This is a genomic window from Oceanobacillus zhaokaii, assembly GCF_003352005.1.
GTDB classification, from domain to species: Bacteria; Bacillota; Bacilli; order Bacillales; family Amphibacillaceae; genus Oceanobacillus; species Oceanobacillus zhaokaii.
Window position 1 is genome coordinate 1252320 of sequence record NZ_CP024848.1, and the last position, 19790, is coordinate 1272109.

The window sequence follows — 19790 nt, forward strand, 5'->3', positions numbered from 1 at the left end:
TAGCGTAGAAACTACTTGAAAGGATATGACCAATGCCAAATTGTCAAAAGTGCGGCCAGCATTGGAGCTGGTTGCAAACATTGAAAGTGAATTTTAAATTTGATGGAATGGAATGTCAAAATTGTTGTGAAAAACAATATGTCACTTCTAAATCCAAGAAAAAATTAAACCGGATATCCTATCTGCCAGTTATATTAATTCTATTGCTCTTATTTGATTTGTCTCTGCAAATCACAATTGGAATTATTATAGCAGTGTCCATCCTACTGATCGGATTATATCCATTTCTAATAAAGTTAACTAGCGAAGATGAGGGAGTTTTTTAGGAAGTATAAAGTGGGGGATAAAATGAGCGGCAAAGAAATATTAAATCGTTTTGGTTTTCAAACAGATGAGGAGCCGATAAGTATCTATCCGTTTTCTCCTGTCTATAAAGTAAAGGGAGAAATGCAAGATTTCATTGTTAAGCGAACGCAAAATCCGGTTCGGAAAGTGATGGAATATGTTACGATGCTAAAAAGAAACAGAATAAATGTAGTAACACCTGTACCATTAAAAACTGTTAATCCACAAATAATTGGCAATGAAACGTATGTGACTTATCCATTCATCGATGGGACTGCATACACTGGTGAAGATGAAGAAATCATTGAGGCAGGAAGACTTTTAGGAAAAATCCATTATCTTTCGCCAGCAGAAAACTTATATAACTTAGCAGCGTATGATGTATTTGATTTCACTGTAGAAGAAGTAGTGGAAAGTATTCAGAAAATTAAAAGGCACACGGAGAGATTTCATGTTAATATCGACATAAAGAGACTAAAGGAAAAGTTGATGCAGACCGTTTCGCAACAAGAAGCATTGAAAAATTGCGGGTTGCCACTTGTAGCGACGCCACATGATTATAAAGCAAATAACTTAATCTATACGCCTAAGCCATATTTGATTGATCCAGACAACGCAGCATTGATTCCACGAATATTTGATTTAGCACTTGCTTTACTTTTATTTCATAATGAGATTGCGACCGGACCAGATAGAGTATTTACTTTGAAGGAATGGCAGACTTTTTTATCGGGATACAAGGAATACATAAGTATTTCAGAACTAGAACTTTCGAATTGGCAGAGGGCTGTTGAACACGTCTTTTTAGATGAAGTTATGTGGCTAATGGCTGAAGTAGAAGAAGACTGGTCTAATCTTGCGCAGCGAAATCTTTTTGCTAGCTTGGTTGAGTTGGTTTTGGATAACTCATGTTACAAGCTTGATTAATGAATAAGTTTAAAAGGGGCAGAGAAAATGAAAAAAAGAAATATGCTTATCGCAATCATAGCCTGTATTGCAATTTTAGCTATAGGTGGGATAAGAATCATACAAATCGAAAGAAATTACCAAGCAAACCAATTGATATTAGAGGATTGCATTAATAATTATGGTACTGTGACAATTGAGCAGAAGTATTTTTGGTCACTAACATCAGCTGCTTGCGAGGAAAATTAAAGGGATTTTATACTGAACTGGTCCCTTTAATTTTCCAATATTATTTCCCCTTCCCCTTTAGGTACCTCAAAACTTTGGATGAAAGAGGTTAAAATTTCCTCAGTAATAGGAAAGGCAGCATTTGCATCAAAACGTTGATTCCTTATCTTTAGTCGTTCACGCAAATCATTAGAATCGACTTTCAAATAAATAAGTTTCCATTTTCCTCCCGCGGTCTCAATAAGTTGTTTACATTCATCCCTTTCTGACCGTCTCCAAAAACTGGAGTCTATCACTATCTTTTGCTCATCTTTAATTAACTTTACAAGTTTATCTCGCAATCTTACATGTGCCACGTCCAAATATTCCCTATATTTTCCAACTGGATAATCAACTCCATAACGACCATTAGTAGACCAGACCTCTTCATCAATAGAAAGACGTTGAAATCCTTCTTTTTCTAACATTTGAGAGAAGGTGGTTTTACCAGAGCCAGCTATGCCGCACATCATTACTACTAAAGGTATGAAACCATCATAATCCCAATAAATTATGTCTTCTATTATCTTTTTTTCAAACATCGATTTACTCACTCCCAAGACACTATTCGCATAATTATATAAGCTATTCATTGCTTTGCGATAATATACCTTTAAATTAAGCCCGATTTATTTTAAGATAAAATCTAACCATTTCTTTTGTGAGTAAATGAATATTAGTTATCCCACTATCTAAACAAGAATTTTCCCTAAATAGGTAGGAAACCTTACAAACGAATCTATTTTGTGAATAGGATCAATTTGAATTACATTTTTGCTATTTTTTTAGGGATTGTTGATGTATAAACAGAATAAACTGATATACTTAGGATAAAGACAATGATATCACTGGAGGAAGAATATGAGCTTAACAGATATTGAAATTGCCCAACAAGTGAAAATGAAACCAATCGGAGAGATTGCGGAGAAAGCAGGGATCGCTGAAAAGGATCTCGAGCTTTATGGAAACTATAAAGCAAAAATTAATTATAATGTTATGGACAAGCTAAAGGATAAGCAAAATGGGAAATTAATTCTAGTTACAGCTATCTCTCCTACACCTGCAGGAGAAGGAAAGACAACGACCGTTGTTGGACTCGGGGATGCATTACAAAGGATTGGTAAGAATGCTTTTATTGCACTTAGAGAGCCATCACTTGGCCCGGTATTTGGAGTAAAAGGTGGAGCAGCTGGTGGTGGTTATGCACAGGTTGTACCGATGGAAGATATTAATTTACATTTTACTGGTGACTTCCATGCAATCGGAGCGGCTAATAATCTACTGGCAGCAATGATTGATAACCATATCCATCAAGGAAATCAATTACATATCGATACACGGAAAATAACTTGGAAACGGGTTGTTGATATGAATGATCGACAATTACGTTTTATTGTCAATGGGTTAAACGGAAAGATAAACGGTGTTCCACGTGAGGATGGATTTGATATTACCGTCGCATCGGAAATTATGGCGGTTCTTTGTTTATCAAATAGCATTTCGGAAATGAAGGAAAAGCTCAAAAATATTATCATTGGTTACACTACGGAGGATGAGCCCGTTACAGCAGGACAATTACATGCACATGGAGCAATGGCAGCTTTATTAAAGGATGCACTTAAGCCTAATCTCGTACAAACACTTGAACATACACCAGCTTTAATTCATGGTGGTCCTTTTGCGAATATTGCTCATGGCTGCAACAGTATTATGGCGACAAAATTAGCCTTAAAATACGCAGATTATGTTGTAACCGAAGCTGGATTTGGTGCAGACCTCGGCGCGGAGAAATTTATGGATATTAAATGTCGTATAGCAGATTTACAGCCGGATGCAGTCGTTGTTGTTGCAACGGTTCGTGCATTAAAGATGCATGGTGGCGTAGCAAAAACAGAACTAAATCATGAGAACTTAGCGGCACTTGAGACTGGCCTGCCGAATCTGCTGAAGCATTTAGAAAATGTGCAAGAAGTCTTTGGCATGCCGGCAGTTGTTGCGATAAATAAATTCCCAACAGACAGTGATGCGGAATTGAACTTAGTAAAAGAAAAATGTGAGGCCTTAGGTGTAAAAGTTGTACTTTCAGATGTATGGGCAAATGGCGGAGCTGGGGGAGAGGACCTTGCTAGAGAAGTTGTCCGCTTAGCGAATACAGTAAATAACTTCCGATTTGCATATGACTTAGAGGATTCCATCACAGAAAAATTGGAGAAAATCGTAAAGAAAGTATATGGTGGCATTGGGATTGAATTATCGAAGTCAGCACAGAAGGAGATTAACCGACTAGAAACCTTAGGATTTGGTAATTTACCTATTTGTATGGCAAAAACCCAGTACTCTTTATCTGATGATCCAACGAAATTAGGACGACCTGAAGGGTTTAATGTAACGATTAAAGATATCAAAGTTTCAGCAGGAGCTGGATTTATAGTTGCTCTAACAGGGACTATTATGACGATGCCAGGACTTCCGAAGAAACCTGCAGCTGAAAATATTGATGTAGATGAAAATGGGCAAATTCAAGGATTATTCTAAATCGAAAATTAGAATATCTTCATGGATGTCCAACAAATGAGAACGATGTTAAGGAGTTATGTTTTTCATGAATTATGAAGAAGCACTCGCCTTTATCCATGGCGAGCAATATAAAGGTATGAAACTAGGTCTGGATAATATTACGAAGCTGATGGATTTATTAGGGAATCCACAAAAAGAATTGAAGTTTGTTCATATTGCTGGAACCAATGGAAAGGGATCAATTGCCTCTTTTATAAATCAGATTTTAATCAAAGCTGGGTATAAGACAGGGTTATTTACCTCCCCATATTTAGAACGATTTAATGAACGAATTAAAATTAATAATCATGATATCGCCGATGAACAATTAAGCAATATTACGGCTGAAATAAAAGATAAAATCAATGAAATGGAAGACAAGCCAACGGAATTTGAGATAGTAACTGCAATTGCGTTTCAATATTTTTATGAGCAGCAATGTGATGTAGTAGTGCTTGAGGTTGGATTAGGGGGAAGATTTGATTCTACTAACGTAATTGAGAATCCACTTCTTTCAATCATTACTTCTATCGGGCTCGATCATCAAGCCTTTTTAGGAAATACATTAGCAGAAATCGCATTTGAAAAAGCAGGTATCATTAAGAAAAATAGCCAGGCTATGCTGTATCCGCAGACGGGAGAAGTTGAAGAGGTAATTCACCGTATTGCTGCAGAGAGAAATAGTACTGTGAACAAGGCAGATTTTTCTAAGCTGAAGCGAATAACCAATAGTATAGAGGGTCAGGTCTTTCATTACAAAGGGTATCAAGATTTACGAATTTCTTTGCTTGGTGAACATCAACTGAAAAACGTTGCAATTGCGATTGAGGCTATTGAGATTTTAAGGGATTCAGGCTTATCGATACGTGAAGATGATTTAAGAGAGGGCTTGGCTGAAACGAGATGGCCAGGGCGATTTGAAATTATTAGCCACAATCCATTCTTTGTTATTGATGGTGCGCATAATCAAGACGGAATCCATGCGCTGGTAACGAATATAAAGCAGCTTTTTACTGGAAGGAAGATCATTGGGATCCTTGGAATACTAAAGGACAAAGATTATCAGCAGATGATTGAGGAAGTGAGCCCTGTCATTGACCAATTTATTACGGTTACACCAGATAATCCAAGAGCAATTCCAGCGGACGAGCTTGCATCATACTTAACAAAACATCATATTGCAGCAGTTGCTGCGGAGAGCTACGAAGCGGCAATCAAGCTTGCATATAACGAAATAGAAGAAAATGATGTCATTTGTGCATTTGGTTCACTCTATTACATTGGAGAAATTAGGCGAGTTGTACAACAGGGGCATTAATCAAACAGTAGGAGAAGAGCAATATGGATAAGAAAAAGATGGAAGAAGCAGTTAGAATGATATTAGAAGCAATCGGCGAAGATCCAGACCGACAAGGATTGCTTGATACGCCTGCAAGGGTTGCAAAAATGTATGAGGAAGTATTTTCAGGATTAAAGAAGGACCCGGCAGAACATTGCAAAACCGTATTTGAAGAGGAGCATGATGAGGTTGTACTTGTTAAAGATATTCAATTTTCATCCATGTGTGAACATCATTTAGTACCGTTTTTCGGTGTTGCTCATATTGCATATATCCCAAAAAATGGGCGCGTAATAGGACTAAGTAAATTAGCGAGGATTGTTGATGATTTCAGTAAACGGCCACAGCTGCAGGAAAGAATTACAACTTCTGTTGCTGAACTATTAATGGAAGAGCTAAATCCTATTGGCGTGATGGTTGTACTGGAGGCCGAGCATATGTGTATGACAATTCGTGGTGTGAAAAAGCAAGGAGCGAAAACTGTAACAAGCGCAGTCCGGGGAGAGTTCAGAACGAATAGTAAATCCAGAAACGAAGTATTATCATTGATTAAGTTTTAAAAGGAAGTCGATTTTCAAACGATAAGAACTACAGTGGAGGGTGGACGCATTGCAAAAATCCGAACTACGTAAAGAAATGATTTCCAAACTCGAAAATCTTGCTGTCGAAAAGAAACAAGAGATTGAGGCACAGCTTGCTGAAAATCTTTTTCAATCGGAAGCATGGCAGGGAGCAAAATCAATCGGCATCACGATTTCTCAAGGGATGGAATGGAATACGCAGCCAATCATTGAGAAGGCATGGGAACAAGAGAAGGTTGTTTATGTTCCAAAATGCTTGCCAAAGGAAAAGAAGCTTGTGTTTTATCGTTTCCAAAGTTATGACGAACTAGAAATCGTTTATTATAATTTGCAGGAACCGAAAGCCAATGAGACATTGAGAGTCGAAAAAGAACAAATTGATTTACTGCTCGTTCCTGGGCTTATATTCGATGAACGTGGATATCGAATTGGTTTTGGTGGGGGCTATTATGATCGCTTTCTAACTGATTTTCCTAATCAAACGATTTCCTTAGCTGCAGCTTTTCAACTTATCAATCAGGTGCCAAAGGAAGTATATGATATTCCTGTTGAACAAATCATAACAGAAAAAACCAGCCAGTGAATTATGCTTCACTGGCTGGTTTTATTTTTGGATCTCTTCATACAGACAAGGTATATATAGATGATTGGGCGAACCTAGTGACAAGGTTGAATATTAATAGATGATAGACTTTCCATGCTTAATACTCAACTGCAATCACCGCAGATAGTTAGTGGGCTAGTTATTCTAATAACAATAGTTGCGTACAATCTAAGCGTAGTGTATTTTCGGAGCGACCGGCCCGAGAGCAATTGCTATTTAAATTAGCTCATAGTTTAACTCAACTGTCATCTTCAAAGCATAACCTTATTTTTTAATTATCTTCCCATCTGTACCAACTCTGCGTACGAAAAAGGCAAGAATAAGTGCAAGTGCTGCAATCAATGTTGAAACAAAGAAAGAGAAGTTAATTCCATTTAGCATTGCTTCATTTAATAGCTGTGTTTGAGATACTGCATCAGTTTTTGTTGAACTTAATTCTGTCAAGCTTGATTCTGTACGATTGTTCATTACCGTAATTAGCAATGCGGCGCCGATTGCACCTGATACTTGCTGTAATGTATTATTCATCGCTGTACCATGCGGATTATCCTTCATTGGTAACTGATTAAGCCCATTTGTCATAATTGGCATCATCACCATGGATAACCCTAGGCTGCGAATCGTGAACAACATAATGATATTCATAAATGAAATCTCCATATCAAGACGACTGAAGAAGAATGTAGTGACAACTACAATGGTTAAACCAGTAATCGCTAATGTTCTTGGACCATATTTATCAAAGAGTCGCCCGATTATTGGGGACATAACTCCCATTACTACTGCACCAGGAAGCATAATTAACCCAGCATCCATTGGTGAAAACCCACGGATTGTCTGGATATAAATAGGCATTAGAATCATGCCAGAGAATAATGCGATCGACAGGACAATGGAAATGATCGATGATAATGAAAACATTGAGTATTTAAAGATCCTGAATTCAAGCATTGGATCATCTGATTTTAATTGACGAAGCGTAAACCAAACAAGTGCAATTACACCGATGATAATCGTCCCATAAACAAGTGGATTACCCCAGCCTCTATCTCCTGCTGAGCTGAACCCGAATAGAAGACCTCCGAAACCAATACTCGATAAAACAATGGAAAATACGTCTAGTTTGATTGCGCGCTGTGGCGTAATATTTTTTAATTTAAAAATAGAATAGATGAGTGTAATGATAGCAAACGGTAAGACGATATTAAATAGCATTCTCCAGCTGTAATGCTCAACAATCCATCCGGAAAGTGTCGGTCCAAGTGCGGGCGCAACGAACATGACCATCCCGAAAATCCCCATTGCTGTTCCTCGTTTTTCGATTGGAAAAGCAGTTAGCATAATATTCATTAACAATGGCATCATCACTGCGGATCCAGCTGCTTGAATCATTCTTGCAGTAAGAAGAATTCCAAAGGTTGGTGATAAACTAGCCAGTAGCGTACCTGCTGTAAATAATCCCATTGCGGTTATAAATAAGCTTCGATTCGAAAAGCGTTGAATAAAAAATGCACTAGCAGGTATTAAAATCCCGTTAATTAGCATATACCCTGTCGATAGCCATTGCACCGCAGTCGGTTTTACTGAAAACTCGACCATAATGGATGGTAATGCAACATTTAGTAATGTTTCATTTAATATAGATACAAACGCACCAATAAATAATATTGCAATCATACCATATGGTGGTTTTTCTTGAAGTGATTTCGTATTACTCATTTTTATAAAAATCCCTACTTTCGGTAATATAAAGTTCGTTTTTAAGCACTAGAACATTCTATACTGATAGTGTCAACTATGCAATAGAAGAAAACCACTTTTAATAAATAAATATTTATGTTAATTATGTATAGAAATGGGCAGGGAATATCAATTGATAAAAGAGAGAAGGAGTTGAATAGTTCAAGTTCTTTCCTCTAGATTTGAGCAGGAATTTAGGGAGACCTCCACATGCAAGCATCTACAAATAAAACTTTTGTTTATATTTTTAACAGAAAAGGAATGATATAAATAACAAAAGAATTTTTGCATATTGGAGGTAATATTATATTATGGGACGATTGATAAAAAGACTAATACGTTATGGACCAATAATTTATCCGATTATTAAGAAGCTGCTAGATAATCGAAAACAAAAAAAATATAATCATTAATTTCTTTCTTCAAGTACCGGAGTTAGTTTATGTCATGCTCCGGTATTTAGGTTCAAAAGGTTAATTTTTGAGGTAAGTGAGTATCGGATATAAAGGCCTGAGTGTCATTAATGTACAGCGGTTTGGGAGAACTTTGAAGGATCAGAAGGCATTAAAGAATGAAAAGTTAGAACTGCCAGTATGAAAAGGCAACCGTTTATTGCAGAATAGAGACATTAAGTAAGTTGGAGGAAAAGGTCTGCAACAAATCTATACAGTAAGTATTAGCAGCGAAGTTTGAAACGGGGAATATTATGCAATTATTAATTCAAAAAATGACGGAAAATTATGCAATTGAGATTCTTTGCTGGAAATACCAGAAACCATATGACTTTTATAATCACGTTTTAACGAGCGATGCCATATTAGAATTATTAACAAATAAATATTTTGTCGTACTCGATAAATACAATCAATTGATAGGCTATTTCTGTACTGGAAAATCTGCACGAGTGCCAGCTGGTGAACGATTGGATGCTTACAATGGAAAGTTTGTTGATGTCGGTATCGGCATGAAACCGGAACTAACTGGAAAGGGTAAGGGCTTCGAATTCTTTTCCACTATTTTAAGTTTTATTGAAGAGAATTATAACAATAATCCAATAAGGCTGACTGTCGCAGCGTTCAATGAACGAGCAATCCACCTCTATGAAAAACTAGGGTTTGTGAAAAATACAGAATTCCAGAGAGGGAAAATAGTTTTCATTGTGATGATAAGAGCAGAAAATAAACCTATGCGAAAGGATCAATACATGGCAAGCAAACTAACATTTGAAACAATCGATGAATACATAAGCCAATTTCCAAATGATATTCAAGAAAAACTAAATACTTTACGAGCTATTATTAAAGATGCAGCACCAGCTGCGCAAGAAAAGATAAGCTATCAGATGCCTACATTTGCACTTAAAGGCAATCTCATTCACTTTGCCGCATATAAACATCATATTGGATTATACCCCGGTGCAAGTGGGGTAGCAGCTTTTGAAAAAGAGCTAGCGGGATACAAAACATCCAAAGGTACGGTGCAAATTCCAATTGAAGAACAACTCCCATCCGAATTAATAGGCAAGATAGTAAAATTCAAAGTAGATGAGAATATGAATAAGGCAGAAGCTAGAAGAAAAAGATAGGGCTAAAATAGTGTTTTACTATAAAATTTAGAAAATTACTTATCCAATCATTTATAGAGCGTGGTATTCTGAATATATAAACCTTTGGGAGGGGATATATATGACAGATTGGAATGCAACACTTTATGATGATAAACACAGTTTTGTTTCAAATTTTGGCGAAGACCTTGTTTCCATACTAAAACCGAAAAATGGGGAACATATTTTAGATGTTGGCTGTGGTACGGGAGATTTAACTTTCGAAATTTCCAAGAGTGGTGCCATTGTAACTGGCATTGATGCTGCATATTCTATGATTGATGCTGCTAAAGAAAAGTATCCTGATATCCAATTTAGTGTTCAGGATGCGGAACAGTTTACATTTGAAACAAAATTTCATGCAGTTTTCTCTAATGCAGCTATTCATTGGATGAAAAACCAGCAAAAAGTTGTTGAAAACTGTTATGATGCTCTACTTCCTGGTGGTCGATTTGTCGCCGAACTAGGTGGAGAAAATAATATTCAATTGATCGTCGATGCTATTAAAGAAGCGTCCAATCGGTTATCTATCGAATATGATGAAACATTATTTCCCTGGGTATTTCCAAGAAAAGAAGAAATGGTGGAGTATCTTACTAACGCTGGTTTCAATGTTATCGCAATCGAGCACTATGAACGTCCGACACCTTTAGTTGGAGAAGATGGGATTCGTAATTGGCTGGAAATGTTTAGCAGTAATATGTTCAAAAACCTTACGAATAATGAAAAAGGATCAATTTATCGTGATACTGAACGTATTTTGCGCCCGAAGCTTTATAAAGAAAATGGTTGGGTTGCTGATTATTGGCGCCTTCGTTTTATTGCTGAAAAGCCTTAATTTGAAACAGCTTAGTGTGCTCATACAACTAAGCTGTTTTTCATTTTTAGCATATCGTACCGAATAAATGATAAGCTGGGTTAGCAGAAAAATAATTTTTTGATAATATTTCCAATCATTCCTGTGTTAAGATAAATGAAACAGACTTTTCGAAGAACGGTGATTGAGATGTTTAAAATTATGTTAATTGAAGATGATGCGAGTCTTTATCATGAAATACATGAGAGGCTGACACAGTGGTCATATGCAGTATATGGTATTGATAATTTTAACTTAGTAATGGAGGAATTCGCAAAGGTTGAGCCGGATTTGGTAATTATTGATATTCAGCTGCCGAAATTCGATGGCTTTCACTGGTGCAGAATGATTCGCTCCCATTCGAAAGTGCCGATTATTTTTCTATCTTCCCGTGATCATCCGACAGATATGGTGATGTCGATGCAGCTTGGTGCGGACGATTTTATTCAGAAGCCGTTTCATTTTGACGTACTTATTGCCAAAATCCAGGCTATTCTCAGGCGTGTTTATAATTATAATCAGCCCCAGGAAACCTCCTTACGAACATGGAATGGTGCAACAATTGATTTCTTGCAAAACTCGGTTAGCAATGCGAAAGGGAACATTACGTTAACCAAAAATGAAATATACATACTAAGAATACTAGTGGAGCATAAAAACCGAATTGTAAGTCGGGAGGACATAATGAAAAGTCTTTGGGAAGATGAGCGTTTTGTAAGTGATAATACGCTAACGGTCAATGTGAATCGATTGCGAAAACGGTTGGGAGAAATTGGATTAAGTGAATGGATTGAAACGAAGGTAGGTCAAGGGTATATCGCAATAGAAGAGGATTTACATGATGATTAAGCAATATCTTGCAGAAAGAAGAGGATGGATTTTTCTATTTCTCAGTTTACAAGCGTTGTTTCTTTTTATCAGTTATGTTGATTCAGCTATTCAAGTCTCGTCGATTCTCTACATCGTTTTATTATCATTTATCGTCTTTATATTGTTCCTCATCGTCCGTTATAATCGGGAAACAGCATATTACAAAAGCTTAAAAGAATGGTATCCGGGCATCGACACGAAGACGATAAGAGAGGCAGAAAGACCTCTGGAAAAAATTGTGGAGCGAGCGCTGAGGCTTCAGACTGAATCATATCTCCTAGAAACGAATCAGAATTTAACAGAGATTGAGCAGGAAAAGGATGATTTATTATCCTGGATTCATGAAGTGAAAACACCGTTAACGACAATGCAATTAATGATTGATCGCCTAGAGGAGCCAGTATTAAAATCGCAGCTGATGAATGAGTGGCTTAGAATCCATTTATTACTTGATCAGCAATTACATCAAAAAAAGATTCCATTTATGGAAAACGATGTATACGTTGAAAAAGCTGCACTAGAACCCCTCATTTTTACTGAGATAAAAGCATTGCAGTCATGGTGCTTTCAAAAAGGGATTGGATTTGACGTTTTATTCGAAATAAAGGAAGTTCTGACAGATACAAAATGGTTAGGCTTCATGGTTCGACAGTTACTTACAAATGCGATTAAATATAGTGAGGGAGCAGATATTAAGATTCATAGTTTCATAAAGGATGGCTTAGTCCATTTACAAATCAAGGATGCAGGACGTGGAATTGATCCAAGAGATTTACCACGTATATTTGATAAAGGATTTACTTCAACAAAAAATCATAAAGATAATGCTGCAACAGGAATGGGGCTTTACCTAACAAAGAAAGTTGCAGCAGAATTAAACATACATATTGATGTCCAATCAAAATTAAATGAAGGAACGACATTTACGCTATCCTTTGCCAAAAAGAATGAATTTCTTAAGCTTACAAGCATGTGACGATAATGTCACATGCTTTCCTATTTTGTTTGTTGATTCGCAGGAAAAATCAGTTCATTAAGATTACGATAATAGTAGAGAAAAGGAGATGAACCATAATGAATATGTTGGAAGCGCAGAAACTTCATAAAAGCTATGGTAATAAATTTAATCGGCAAGAAGTTTTAAAGGGTATTGATATTCACGTTGAGAAAGGAGAATTTGTTGGAATCATGGGTCCCTCAGGATCAGGAAAAACGACACTATTAAACGTCCTTTCGTCGATTGACCGTGTCAGTCAAGGAACTATTAAAATAGAAGGTAAAGAATTTACGAGAATGAAGGATAAACAATTAGCTGAATTCCGCAAGCATCACTTAGGATTTATTTTTCAAGACTACAATTTATTAGATACATTAACGGTAAAAGAAAATATTATGCTGCCATTAACGGTGAAAAAAGTTCCTAGAGATAAAGCAGAGCAATTATTTAAATCGATTGTAAAAGAATTAGGGATTGAGGAAATCCAGGATAAATACCCCAATGAAATATCTGGGGGACAGAAGCAGCGCACTTCCGCCGCACGTGCCTTTGTTCATCAACCAAGCATCATCTTTGCAGATGAGCCAACAGGTGCACTTGATTCGAAAGCAGCGTCCGACTTATTAAATAAATTAAGTGATTTGAATGAAAAGCTTGAAGCAACGATTGTGATGGTTACGCATGACCCACTCGCGGCAAGTTATTGCAGCAGATTCGTATTTATTAAGGATGGGCAAATCTTTACGCAATTAAATAAAGGGGAAGAGGCAAGGCAAAGCTTTTTCAATGACATTATTAAAACCCAAGGAGTGCTAGGTGGGGTGCAACATGAGTATTAATCAACTCATCCTCCGTAACTTACGGAAAAATATCAGAAACTATTATCTTTATGTATTCGCCCTTATCTTTAGTGTTGCGTTATATTTTGCCTTTGTTACGTTACAGTATGACCCGTCTATGGATGAAGTGGAAGGGGGAATAAAAGGCGCAGCAGCAATTCGGGTTGGTTCTATCCTGTTAATCACCATTGTAACGGTGTTTCTCATCTATGCAAATAATTTATTTATCAAACGAAGAAGTAAAGAAATAGGGCTATTGCAATTAGTTGGATTAACAAAAGGAAAGATATTTCAAATTCTCAGTATTGAAAATATGCTGCTTTATTTTGGATCCTTGTTAATTGGTATTTTCCTCGGTTTTAGTTCGTCTAAATTAGTCATGATGATTCTAATTAAAATTTTAGATGTAGAAGAAACCGCTGTTTTAAGATTTTCATCAGAAGCGCTACTTCAGACCATTGTTGTTTTTGCAGGAATCTATGCTGTTATCTTAGTCATGAATGCTATTTTCATTAAAAGGCAACGTATTTTGTCATTGTTCAATCGGGCATCCTCAAGAGAAGGAAAAAGGCGTCGAGTGTCAATTGTAGAAATGATTGTTGGTATTATTGGGTTAGCTCTCATCAGTCTGGGCTACTATTTATCGACAAAGCTCTTCGGTGGGGATTTTATGATGATGGAGCAATTATTTATAGTGATGGTGATCATTCTAGCATCTGTCATTATCGGAACCTATCTTTTTTATAAAGGATCGATTAGCTTCATATTTAATCTGATACGAAAAAAGAATGAAGGCTACTTAACGGTAAATAAAGTACTGTCACTTTCGTCCATCATGTTTCGGATGAAATCAAATTCCTTTTTATTAACAGTAATTACAACTGTTTCCGCTCTTGCTATTGGTTTATTATCGTTAACATATATTTCTTATTATTCAATAGAGAAAAATGCGGACAGCAATATTATTCAAGATTTTTCTATTCCTAATTTAGCGCATGCTGCACAATTTACAAAAGCACTAGAGGAGGAGCAAATTGAGTATACGCGAACGGAAATAAACCTTTTAAATGTGAATGCGGATATATCGGAAATCGCCGGAGGACTTGAAGAATTAAACTTAAAAGATGAAGATCTTCTCGCACCAATGGTCGTTATCCCAGAGAATTGGGTAGAAGAAATTGTTCTTGCTGAAAATGAGTCTGTATTTGTAAATAATAACAATGCATTACAAGCATTTCTGTCCTTTAAAGAAACTGGAAAAATTACTTTAGCTGGGAAAAATAATACAGTTGAGTTGAATTTTATCGGTTTTAAAGATAAGAATGTAGTGCCTATGCGTTTAACAAATGGTGGACTTCCTATTGCCGTTGTTGACGATGCTGTTTATCAGCAATTAGCAGAGGATATAGATCCATCGATTCAAGGAGAGTTCTCTGTCCATGTTGGCATTAATATTAATGATGACCGGGAAGTGAAAAAAGCAGACAGCATTTTCCAAGAACAAGGTATAAGTGAATGGGCGGGACATGAATCAAGAATTGAATATGTTAAATTGCAGAAACAAATTTTAGGGATAGGTCTGTTTGTTGTTGGTTTTTTAGGTATAGCCTTCTTAATCACCTCTGGCTGTATTCTTTACTTTAAACAGATGGATGAAAGTGAAGAGGAGAAGGGGAGTTATACAATTTTACGAAAACTAGGCTTTACGAAGGAAGATCTACTAAATGGAATTAAAGTGAAGCAGACCTTCAATTTTGGGATTCCATTATTGATCGGACTTTGTCATAGTTACTTTGCAGTAAAATCTGGTTGGTTCTTTTTTGGAACGGAGCTATGGACTCCAATGATTATCGTGATGGTCCTTTATACGTTACTTTATTCTATCTTCGGTATGTTATCTGTGTCATATAGTAAGCGTGTGATAAGCGAGTCATTATAGACGAAATCCATCGTGATTTCGTCTTTTTACTTACTTGGCTTGGCTACCAAGACCGGTGCATTAGAGTTAGCGCACCTCATGATCCATATGCGCAAATCCAAGATTAGTATCTACCTCACCATAAATTCTCTTTTCCTGTATGTCTTTTCCTTGAATCCATGTTGCAAAATCAAATTTGACTGGTTCTTGGTCTCCGCCAAGTGCAATCCACGCTTGTCTTTCTTTTGGCAAATAGACGGAAGTATGGATTGTTCCTGCCCAGCTTTTATATTCCTTGGAAAACACACCTTTATCGGTATCATTCATCATACGAAATGCTGTATATGCATCTGTTGCTCCATCCTTTTGCTCTAAAATAGCATTTAAGCGTTTATGAGAGTCATCCAAATGACGGCGATTCTCGTCTGTCATGTCTTCAAAATGATTTGTGCATGCATTCGATTTACGCACCGAAACTAATCTTGGACTTGTTTCAATGATGTAGGTTTCTCCATTCGGGTCCAACACAATGTAGCTAAACGAATGACGGTGCGGAATCTCGTTTAGAAGAGCTTTTACTTCCTCCACATTTGCACAGTTTTCTAATATCATCCGACCGATCATCCAGCAAACGAATCCGTCACCGGGTTTCTTACGGTGAATTGCATTATAGCCCATCGCAAGTCCTTTTTCATTCATCCCGTCCATACGCCCGGTAATCCGTTGTGCAGGGCCGATACTAGCAAATCCAGTATCTGTCGGTTGAAAAATGCTGAACCGACCTTCATAGGTTTTCGGGTGAAAGTCATAATTTCGTACTAAGAAATCCTTTCCAGTAAAGATCGAACAGCCACTACGTTCAATTGCGATTCGGTAACCACCAAAATCACGTAAAATGTCCTGCATCGGCATCTTAAGCGCATCTTTCATTCCTTGAATTTCTTCCCACATACCGGGTGCAAATTTCATTAATGCATTTTTAGTTTCATTTTCATCGACCGAAAACTTCGGTTTCCTGAGCTTCCATATTCTTTCACGATTCAGAGTCGTTAATGAATCTCTTAATTGCTCCCCCTGCATGAATCCAAAATCATAATGACTGCCCCGAAATTGGATAATATCACTATAAATTCGTTTCATTTCTCTCATCCTTTTTGTATTCTTTAGGTTTCATTGTACAGGAAGTTGGCTGGGAGGGGAACGGATTGAATTGTGATTGGGAGAGTAGAAGGAGGTGGGCTGAAATATAGCGAAGCAAAAGACAAATTTCCGTACAAAATGAGGAAATTTACGGATAAGTAATAGCTAAATTTGTTAAAGAGATAAACCTGTATAACTGCAAATAAATTATTACAGTTATACAGGTTTATCTAAGAGTAAGTAAAATAATAAAGAGATTACTAATAAGGTACCACTATGCAATACTTTATTTTCTTCATCAGATTATAGATTGTTCAGGTTTTGCTTCATCGCCAGCATTAATGAGGGCAGAAGAGTTTATTGGCGGCTATTGGAATAGCCCCTATTAATCAGCTCCATGGCACCAATAACTCCTTGTTCGTCATTAAGTTCAGGTGCAACAATTAGCTCCTCGACAGGGCCAGCATCAAGATAGTCATTCATCTGTTCAGTGAAATATTGACGGATGAGCGGGTACAGTTTTTCCTGTCTCATAACACCGCCGCCCAAGATCATTTTTTCCGGCCTCAATATGACATAGTAATTCATAAGCGCTTGTGCTAGATAATAGGCTTCGATTTCCCAAACCTGATTATTGTCGACAAGCTCCGTTCCCGTCTTGCCATAACGTCTTTCAATCGCAAATCCGGATGCCATGCCTTCAATACAGGAACCATGGTACGGACAGCAACCGTCAAATGAATCGTCTTTGTGTTTTTTAATAATAACATGACCCATTTCCGAGTGGTTCTTCCCCTGATAAATGCTGCCGTTTTGCACGAGACCCGCGCCAATTCCGGTCCCGACGGTAATATATAAACTGGTGTCAGCCCCACGTCCTGCGCCGTATTTATATTCTGCAAGGCAGGCAGCATTGACATCCGTGTCCATAAAGACGGGTATGCTATAATTCGCTCTCAACTGCTCAAGCAGCGGGTAGTGCTTCCATTTGTCCTTCGGTGTATTCAAAAAACTGCCATAGGTTTCACTTTTTGTATCTAAGTCAATCGGACCAAACGAGGCAATGCCGAGTGCTTTGATGTCATACTTATCGAAAAAAAGCTTCACCTCTCTCAACGTTTCTTTCGGGTCTGTAGTAGGAACACTGACTTTATCGATTATGTTCCTGCTTGTTTCCTCACTTACAGCACAGACAAATTTTGTGCCGCCTGCTTCAATTCCGCCAATTTGCATATCGTGCCTCTCCTTATTTATTTACTAACAGGATGGCGTCTTTTCCTGCCATAACCTGTTTTTTATTTTCTGCTTTAATCGAGCTAAAGGCGTCCGTGTTGGTAATAATGATAGGGATAATCGTCCCTGTTGCTCTTTCACGAATCATCTCCAGATTAAAGCTAAGCAGGTGATCACCCTGTTTCACTTTCTTTCCTTCCTCAACATGGGCAGTAAATCCTTCTCCGTTCAGATTAACCGTATCGAGCCCGACATGAATTAAAATTTCAGCACCATTTTCTGCTTCGATGCCAATTGCATGCTTTGTTGGAAACAACTGAATGATTTTCCCGTTAACAGGTGAAAAAATTTCACCAATTGAAGGATCGATTGCGATTCCATCTCCCATCATTTTTTCAGCAAATACTGGGTCGGGGACTTTTTCCAGACCAATTAATTCACCGCTGACTGGTGCCAAAATCGTGATGTCTTTTATTGCCTCATTTTTCTTAAATAGATTTTTTAGCATATCTTCTCTCCTTTTCTATCATTTCTATCTTAATAGGTTGTAACGCGCTTCAAATCCCATTTTTGAATGTTCAATGTGGCACTTCCATCTTCTATATGCAGCAAAATCACATTGTTATCGTCAAAAACTCTTGATGTGAAAACCTCTTCTCCGTTGTTAAGAAAAAGTTCAATTGAGGAGGTATCTTTGAATATATGAATGCTTCTCAGTTCCTTTAATTTACAATGCCTTACTTCCATTAGCCCTGGCTTTGAAAAATGCTTTCTTTGGAAGGTAAATAACTGCTCCTTTCGATAGTAAATCAGTTTGGATTCTCCAATTTCAATCGTCAAACAGTCTGTATCGAAACTGTTAAAGTCGACGATCATTTCAAAAACAAGTTCCTGAAAACGTAACGCCTTGTGCTTTTCAAGGCGGGTATTCTCAAACTTGATTTCTTTACCTCGAAGGGACTTTAGTTCTTCAACAGGGTGCTGCAGCAATTTTCCATTTTTCCACTTAAGTTCGCGAGGCAGGGTTAGCGCGTGAACCCACTCATATTTTGTTGTAGGCTGCTGTGAATTCTCATCTTCGGCATTGCCCATCCAGCCAAATACAAGCCTTCTTCCATTTGGTCCTGAAGTAGTTTGTGGAGCATAAAAATCAAACCCGCGATCCATTTCTCTAAAGGGACCGTGCTGAAAAATTTCCTCTCTATCGTTTATTTTTCCCGAAAAGTAGCCAGTCTGAAACACATTCTGGTATTCGTAGCCTTTTGCCTCAATCCCTTGAGGACAAACCATTAAAATATCTGTTCCGCCGAGTTCAAAAAAATCAGGGCATTCCCACATATAACCAAACGCCCCAAGGCCATTCTTTCCGCTTCCTGCAAGCGTACCATGGAAATTCCAATCATATAGATTATTGGATGTGTAATACACCGCTTCTCCTGTACCAGCATCCGTTTGCGCGCCGAGCACCATATACCATTTATTGTTTTTCCGGAAAACTTTTGGATCCCGAAAATGAGCAGTATAGCCATCTGGCACATTTATCACAGGACCTTTCTTTTCAAAATGGATACCGTCCTTCGATACAGCCAGGCACTGATAGGAATCACGTTTCCCATTTTCATCTTTCACGTTTCCTGTGTAAAACACATACATCTGGTCTTCAAAAACAACTGCACTGCCTGAATAACATCCGTTCTTGTCGTACCACTCGCCAGGCGCTAAGATGATAGGGGCTTCTTTCCAGTGAACAAGATCCGTCGATACAGAATGTCCCCAGAACTTGGAACCATGTGCTGTTGCAAAGGGATTCCACTGGTAAAAAATATGATACTCTCCCCGATAATAAACAAACCCATTCGGATCATTCAACAATCCGACAGATGGCATCAAATGGTAGTACAAGCGATAGGGATCGCTTGCTACCAAGGGTTGATGTTTTTCCACTAAAAAATTTACTCTATCCAAAATTTCCTTTGAATTTATCATAAAACTCTCC

The 19790-nt window shown here is 37.5% G+C and carries 19 protein-coding genes; 13 read left to right on the plus strand and 6 right to left on the minus strand.

Annotated features, from left to right (window positions below; translation table 11 throughout):
• The first annotated feature begins 32 nt into the window (after positions 1–32).
• Genes CUC15_RS20825 through CUC15_RS06370 form a run of 3 tightly spaced genes read left to right on the plus strand, consistent with a single transcriptional unit; the run spans position 33 to position 1500 of the window.
• The gene (locus CUC15_RS20825) at positions 33–326 is read left to right on the plus strand and encodes a TIGR04104 family putative zinc finger protein (protein ID WP_114915855.1); all 294 of its coding nucleotides are present in this window, start codon (positions 33–35) and stop codon (positions 324–326) included.
• A gap of 22 nt (positions 327–348) precedes the next feature.
• Positions 349–1272: a phosphotransferase gene (locus CUC15_RS06365; protein ID WP_114915856.1), complete on the plus strand. Its 924-nt coding sequence runs from the start codon at positions 349–351 to the stop codon at positions 1270–1272.
• Between the two features lie 27 nt (positions 1273–1299).
• On the plus strand, positions 1300–1500 hold the full coding sequence (locus tag CUC15_RS06370; protein ID WP_114915857.1) for a hypothetical protein: 201 nt from the start codon (positions 1300–1302) through the stop codon (positions 1498–1500).
• A gap of 26 nt (positions 1501–1526) precedes the next feature.
• Here CUC15_RS06370 and CUC15_RS06375 read toward each other — a convergent pair whose 3' ends face one another.
• Positions 1527–2060, minus strand: coding sequence for a P-loop nucleotide/nucleoside kinase family protein (locus CUC15_RS06375; RefSeq protein ID WP_114915858.1), 534 nt, complete (start codon positions 2058–2060; stop codon positions 1527–1529).
• A 319-nt stretch (positions 2061–2379) separates the two neighbouring features.
• Here CUC15_RS06375 and CUC15_RS06380 point away from each other — a divergent pair, with 319 nt between their 5' ends.
• From CUC15_RS06380 to CUC15_RS06395, 4 genes are all read left to right on the plus strand, one after another.
• On the plus strand, positions 2380–4053 hold the full coding sequence (locus CUC15_RS06380) for a formate--tetrahydrofolate ligase (RefSeq protein ID WP_114915859.1): 1674 nt from the start codon (positions 2380–2382) through the stop codon (positions 4051–4053).
• Positions 4054–4120: 67 nt separating this feature from the next.
• Positions 4121–5392: a bifunctional folylpolyglutamate synthase/dihydrofolate synthase gene (locus CUC15_RS06385; RefSeq protein ID WP_114915860.1), complete on the plus strand. Its 1272-nt coding sequence runs from the start codon at positions 4121–4123 to the stop codon at positions 5390–5392.
• A 23-nt stretch (positions 5393–5415) separates the two neighbouring features.
• Positions 5416–5973 carry a GTP cyclohydrolase I FolE gene (folE, locus tag CUC15_RS06390; protein ID WP_114915861.1) on the plus strand — a complete coding sequence of 186 codons (558 nt, stop codon included), beginning with the start codon at positions 5416–5418 and terminating at the stop codon, positions 5971–5973.
• 40 nt (positions 5974–6013) lie between these two features.
• Complete coding sequence (locus CUC15_RS06395; protein ID WP_423241363.1) at positions 6014–6577, plus strand: 5-formyltetrahydrofolate cyclo-ligase; 564 nt, start codon at positions 6014–6016, stop codon at positions 6575–6577.
• Between the two features lie 285 nt (positions 6578–6862).
• Here the strand turns inward: CUC15_RS06395 and CUC15_RS06400 are convergent, their stop codons facing one another.
• Positions 6863–8317, minus strand: coding sequence for a DHA2 family efflux MFS transporter permease subunit (locus CUC15_RS06400; protein ID WP_114915863.1), 1455 nt, complete (start codon positions 8315–8317; stop codon positions 6863–6865).
• A gap of 727 nt (positions 8318–9044) precedes the next feature.
• Here CUC15_RS06400 and CUC15_RS20710 point away from each other — a divergent pair.
• The 6 genes from CUC15_RS20710 to CUC15_RS06435 all read left to right on the plus strand — a co-directional run bounded on the left by CUC15_RS20710 (position 9045) and on the right by CUC15_RS06435 (position 15442).
• Positions 9045–9923 (plus strand): GNAT family N-acetyltransferase, encoded by an 879-nt coding sequence (locus tag CUC15_RS20710; RefSeq protein WP_341457194.1) that lies wholly within the window; start codon positions 9045–9047, stop codon positions 9921–9923.
• Positions 9924–10023: 100 nt separating this feature from the next.
• Positions 10024–10779, plus strand: a complete 756-nt coding sequence (locus CUC15_RS06415; protein WP_114915864.1) for a class I SAM-dependent methyltransferase — start codon at positions 10024–10026, stop codon at positions 10777–10779.
• A gap of 168 nt (positions 10780–10947) precedes the next feature.
• Entirely contained in the window at positions 10948–11646 is a 699-nt protein-coding gene (locus CUC15_RS06420; protein WP_114915865.1) for a response regulator transcription factor, read from the plus strand.
• The gene (locus CUC15_RS06425; protein WP_114918395.1) at positions 11639–12643 is read left to right on the plus strand and encodes a sensor histidine kinase; all 1005 of its coding nucleotides are present in this window, start codon (positions 11639–11641) and stop codon (positions 12641–12643) included. The genes CUC15_RS06420 and CUC15_RS06425 overlap by 8 nt, the downstream gene beginning before the upstream one ends.
• Before the next feature lie 98 nt (positions 12644–12741).
• Complete coding sequence (locus CUC15_RS06430; protein ID WP_114915866.1) at positions 12742–13503, plus strand: ABC transporter ATP-binding protein; 762 nt, start codon at positions 12742–12744, stop codon at positions 13501–13503.
• Positions 13493–15442 carry an FtsX-like permease family protein gene (locus tag CUC15_RS06435; RefSeq protein WP_114915867.1) on the plus strand — a complete coding sequence of 650 codons (1950 nt, stop codon included), beginning with the start codon at positions 13493–13495 and terminating at the stop codon, positions 15440–15442. The genes CUC15_RS06430 and CUC15_RS06435 overlap by 11 nt, the downstream gene beginning before the upstream one ends.
• A gap of 66 nt (positions 15443–15508) precedes the next feature.
• On the opposite strand, the gene CUC15_RS06440 is transcribed toward CUC15_RS06435, so the two are convergent.
• The 4 genes from CUC15_RS06440 to CUC15_RS06455 all read right to left on the minus strand — a co-directional run bounded on the left by CUC15_RS06440 (position 15509) and on the right by CUC15_RS06455 (position 19780).
• Positions 15509–16561 carry a C45 family autoproteolytic acyltransferase/hydrolase gene (locus tag CUC15_RS06440; protein WP_114915868.1) on the minus strand — a complete coding sequence of 351 codons (1053 nt, stop codon included), beginning with the start codon at positions 16559–16561 and terminating at the stop codon, positions 15509–15511.
• Between the two features lie 357 nt (positions 16562–16918).
• Positions 16919–17794: an ROK family protein gene (locus CUC15_RS06445; protein WP_114915869.1), complete on the minus strand. Its 876-nt coding sequence runs from the start codon at positions 17792–17794 to the stop codon at positions 16919–16921.
• Positions 17795–17807: 13 nt separating this feature from the next.
• Complete coding sequence (locus tag CUC15_RS06450; RefSeq protein ID WP_114915870.1) at positions 17808–18302, minus strand: PTS sugar transporter subunit IIA; 495 nt, start codon at positions 18300–18302, stop codon at positions 17808–17810.
• A 29-nt stretch (positions 18303–18331) separates the two neighbouring features.
• Positions 18332–19780, minus strand: coding sequence for a glycoside hydrolase family 32 protein (locus tag CUC15_RS06455; protein WP_114915871.1), 1449 nt, complete (start codon positions 19778–19780; stop codon positions 18332–18334).
• Positions 19781–19790 lie beyond the last annotated feature (10 nt).

Coding starts and splice junctions, on each gene's coding strand:
- CUC15_RS06430 (WP_114915866.1), top strand. CDS start 12,742: ATGAATATGTTGGAAGCGCAGAAACTTCATAAAAGCTATGGTAATAAA.
- folE (WP_114915861.1), top strand. CDS start 5,416: ATGGATAAGAAAAAGATGGAAGAAGCAGTTAGAATGATATTAGAAGCA.
- CUC15_RS06450 (WP_114915870.1), bottom strand. CDS start 18,302: ATGCTAAAAAATCTATTTAAGAAAAATGAGGCAATAAAAGACATCACG.
- CUC15_RS06455 (WP_114915871.1), bottom strand. CDS start 19,780: ATGATAAATTCAAAGGAAATTTTGGATAGAGTAAATTTTTTAGTGGAA.
- CUC15_RS06365 (WP_114915856.1), top strand. CDS start 349: ATGAGCGGCAAAGAAATATTAAATCGTTTTGGTTTTCAAACAGATGAG.
- CUC15_RS06435 (WP_114915867.1), top strand. CDS start 13,493: ATGAGTATTAATCAACTCATCCTCCGTAACTTACGGAAAAATATCAGA.
- CUC15_RS06370 (WP_114915857.1), top strand. CDS start 1,300: ATGAAAAAAAGAAATATGCTTATCGCAATCATAGCCTGTATTGCAATT.
- CUC15_RS06420 (WP_114915865.1), top strand. CDS start 10,948: ATGTTTAAAATTATGTTAATTGAAGATGATGCGAGTCTTTATCATGAA.
- CUC15_RS20825 (WP_114915855.1), top strand. CDS start 33: ATGCCAAATTGTCAAAAGTGCGGCCAGCATTGGAGCTGGTTGCAAACA.
- CUC15_RS20710 (WP_341457194.1), top strand. CDS start 9,045: ATGCAATTATTAATTCAAAAAATGACGGAAAATTATGCAATTGAGATT.
- CUC15_RS06440 (WP_114915868.1), bottom strand. CDS start 16,561: ATGAAACGAATTTATAGTGATATTATCCAATTTCGGGGCAGTCATTAT.
- CUC15_RS06385 (WP_114915860.1), top strand. CDS start 4,121: ATGAATTATGAAGAAGCACTCGCCTTTATCCATGGCGAGCAATATAAA.
- CUC15_RS06415 (WP_114915864.1), top strand. CDS start 10,024: ATGACAGATTGGAATGCAACACTTTATGATGATAAACACAGTTTTGTT.
- CUC15_RS06375 (WP_114915858.1), bottom strand. CDS start 2,060: ATGTTTGAAAAAAAGATAATAGAAGACATAATTTATTGGGATTATGAT.
- CUC15_RS06445 (WP_114915869.1), bottom strand. CDS start 17,794: ATGCAAATTGGCGGAATTGAAGCAGGCGGCACAAAATTTGTCTGTGCT.
- CUC15_RS06425 (WP_114918395.1), top strand. CDS start 11,639: ATGATTAAGCAATATCTTGCAGAAAGAAGAGGATGGATTTTTCTATTT.
- CUC15_RS06400 (WP_114915863.1), bottom strand. CDS start 8,317: ATGAGTAATACGAAATCACTTCAAGAAAAACCACCATATGGTATGATT.
- CUC15_RS06380 (WP_114915859.1), top strand. CDS start 2,380: ATGAGCTTAACAGATATTGAAATTGCCCAACAAGTGAAAATGAAACCA.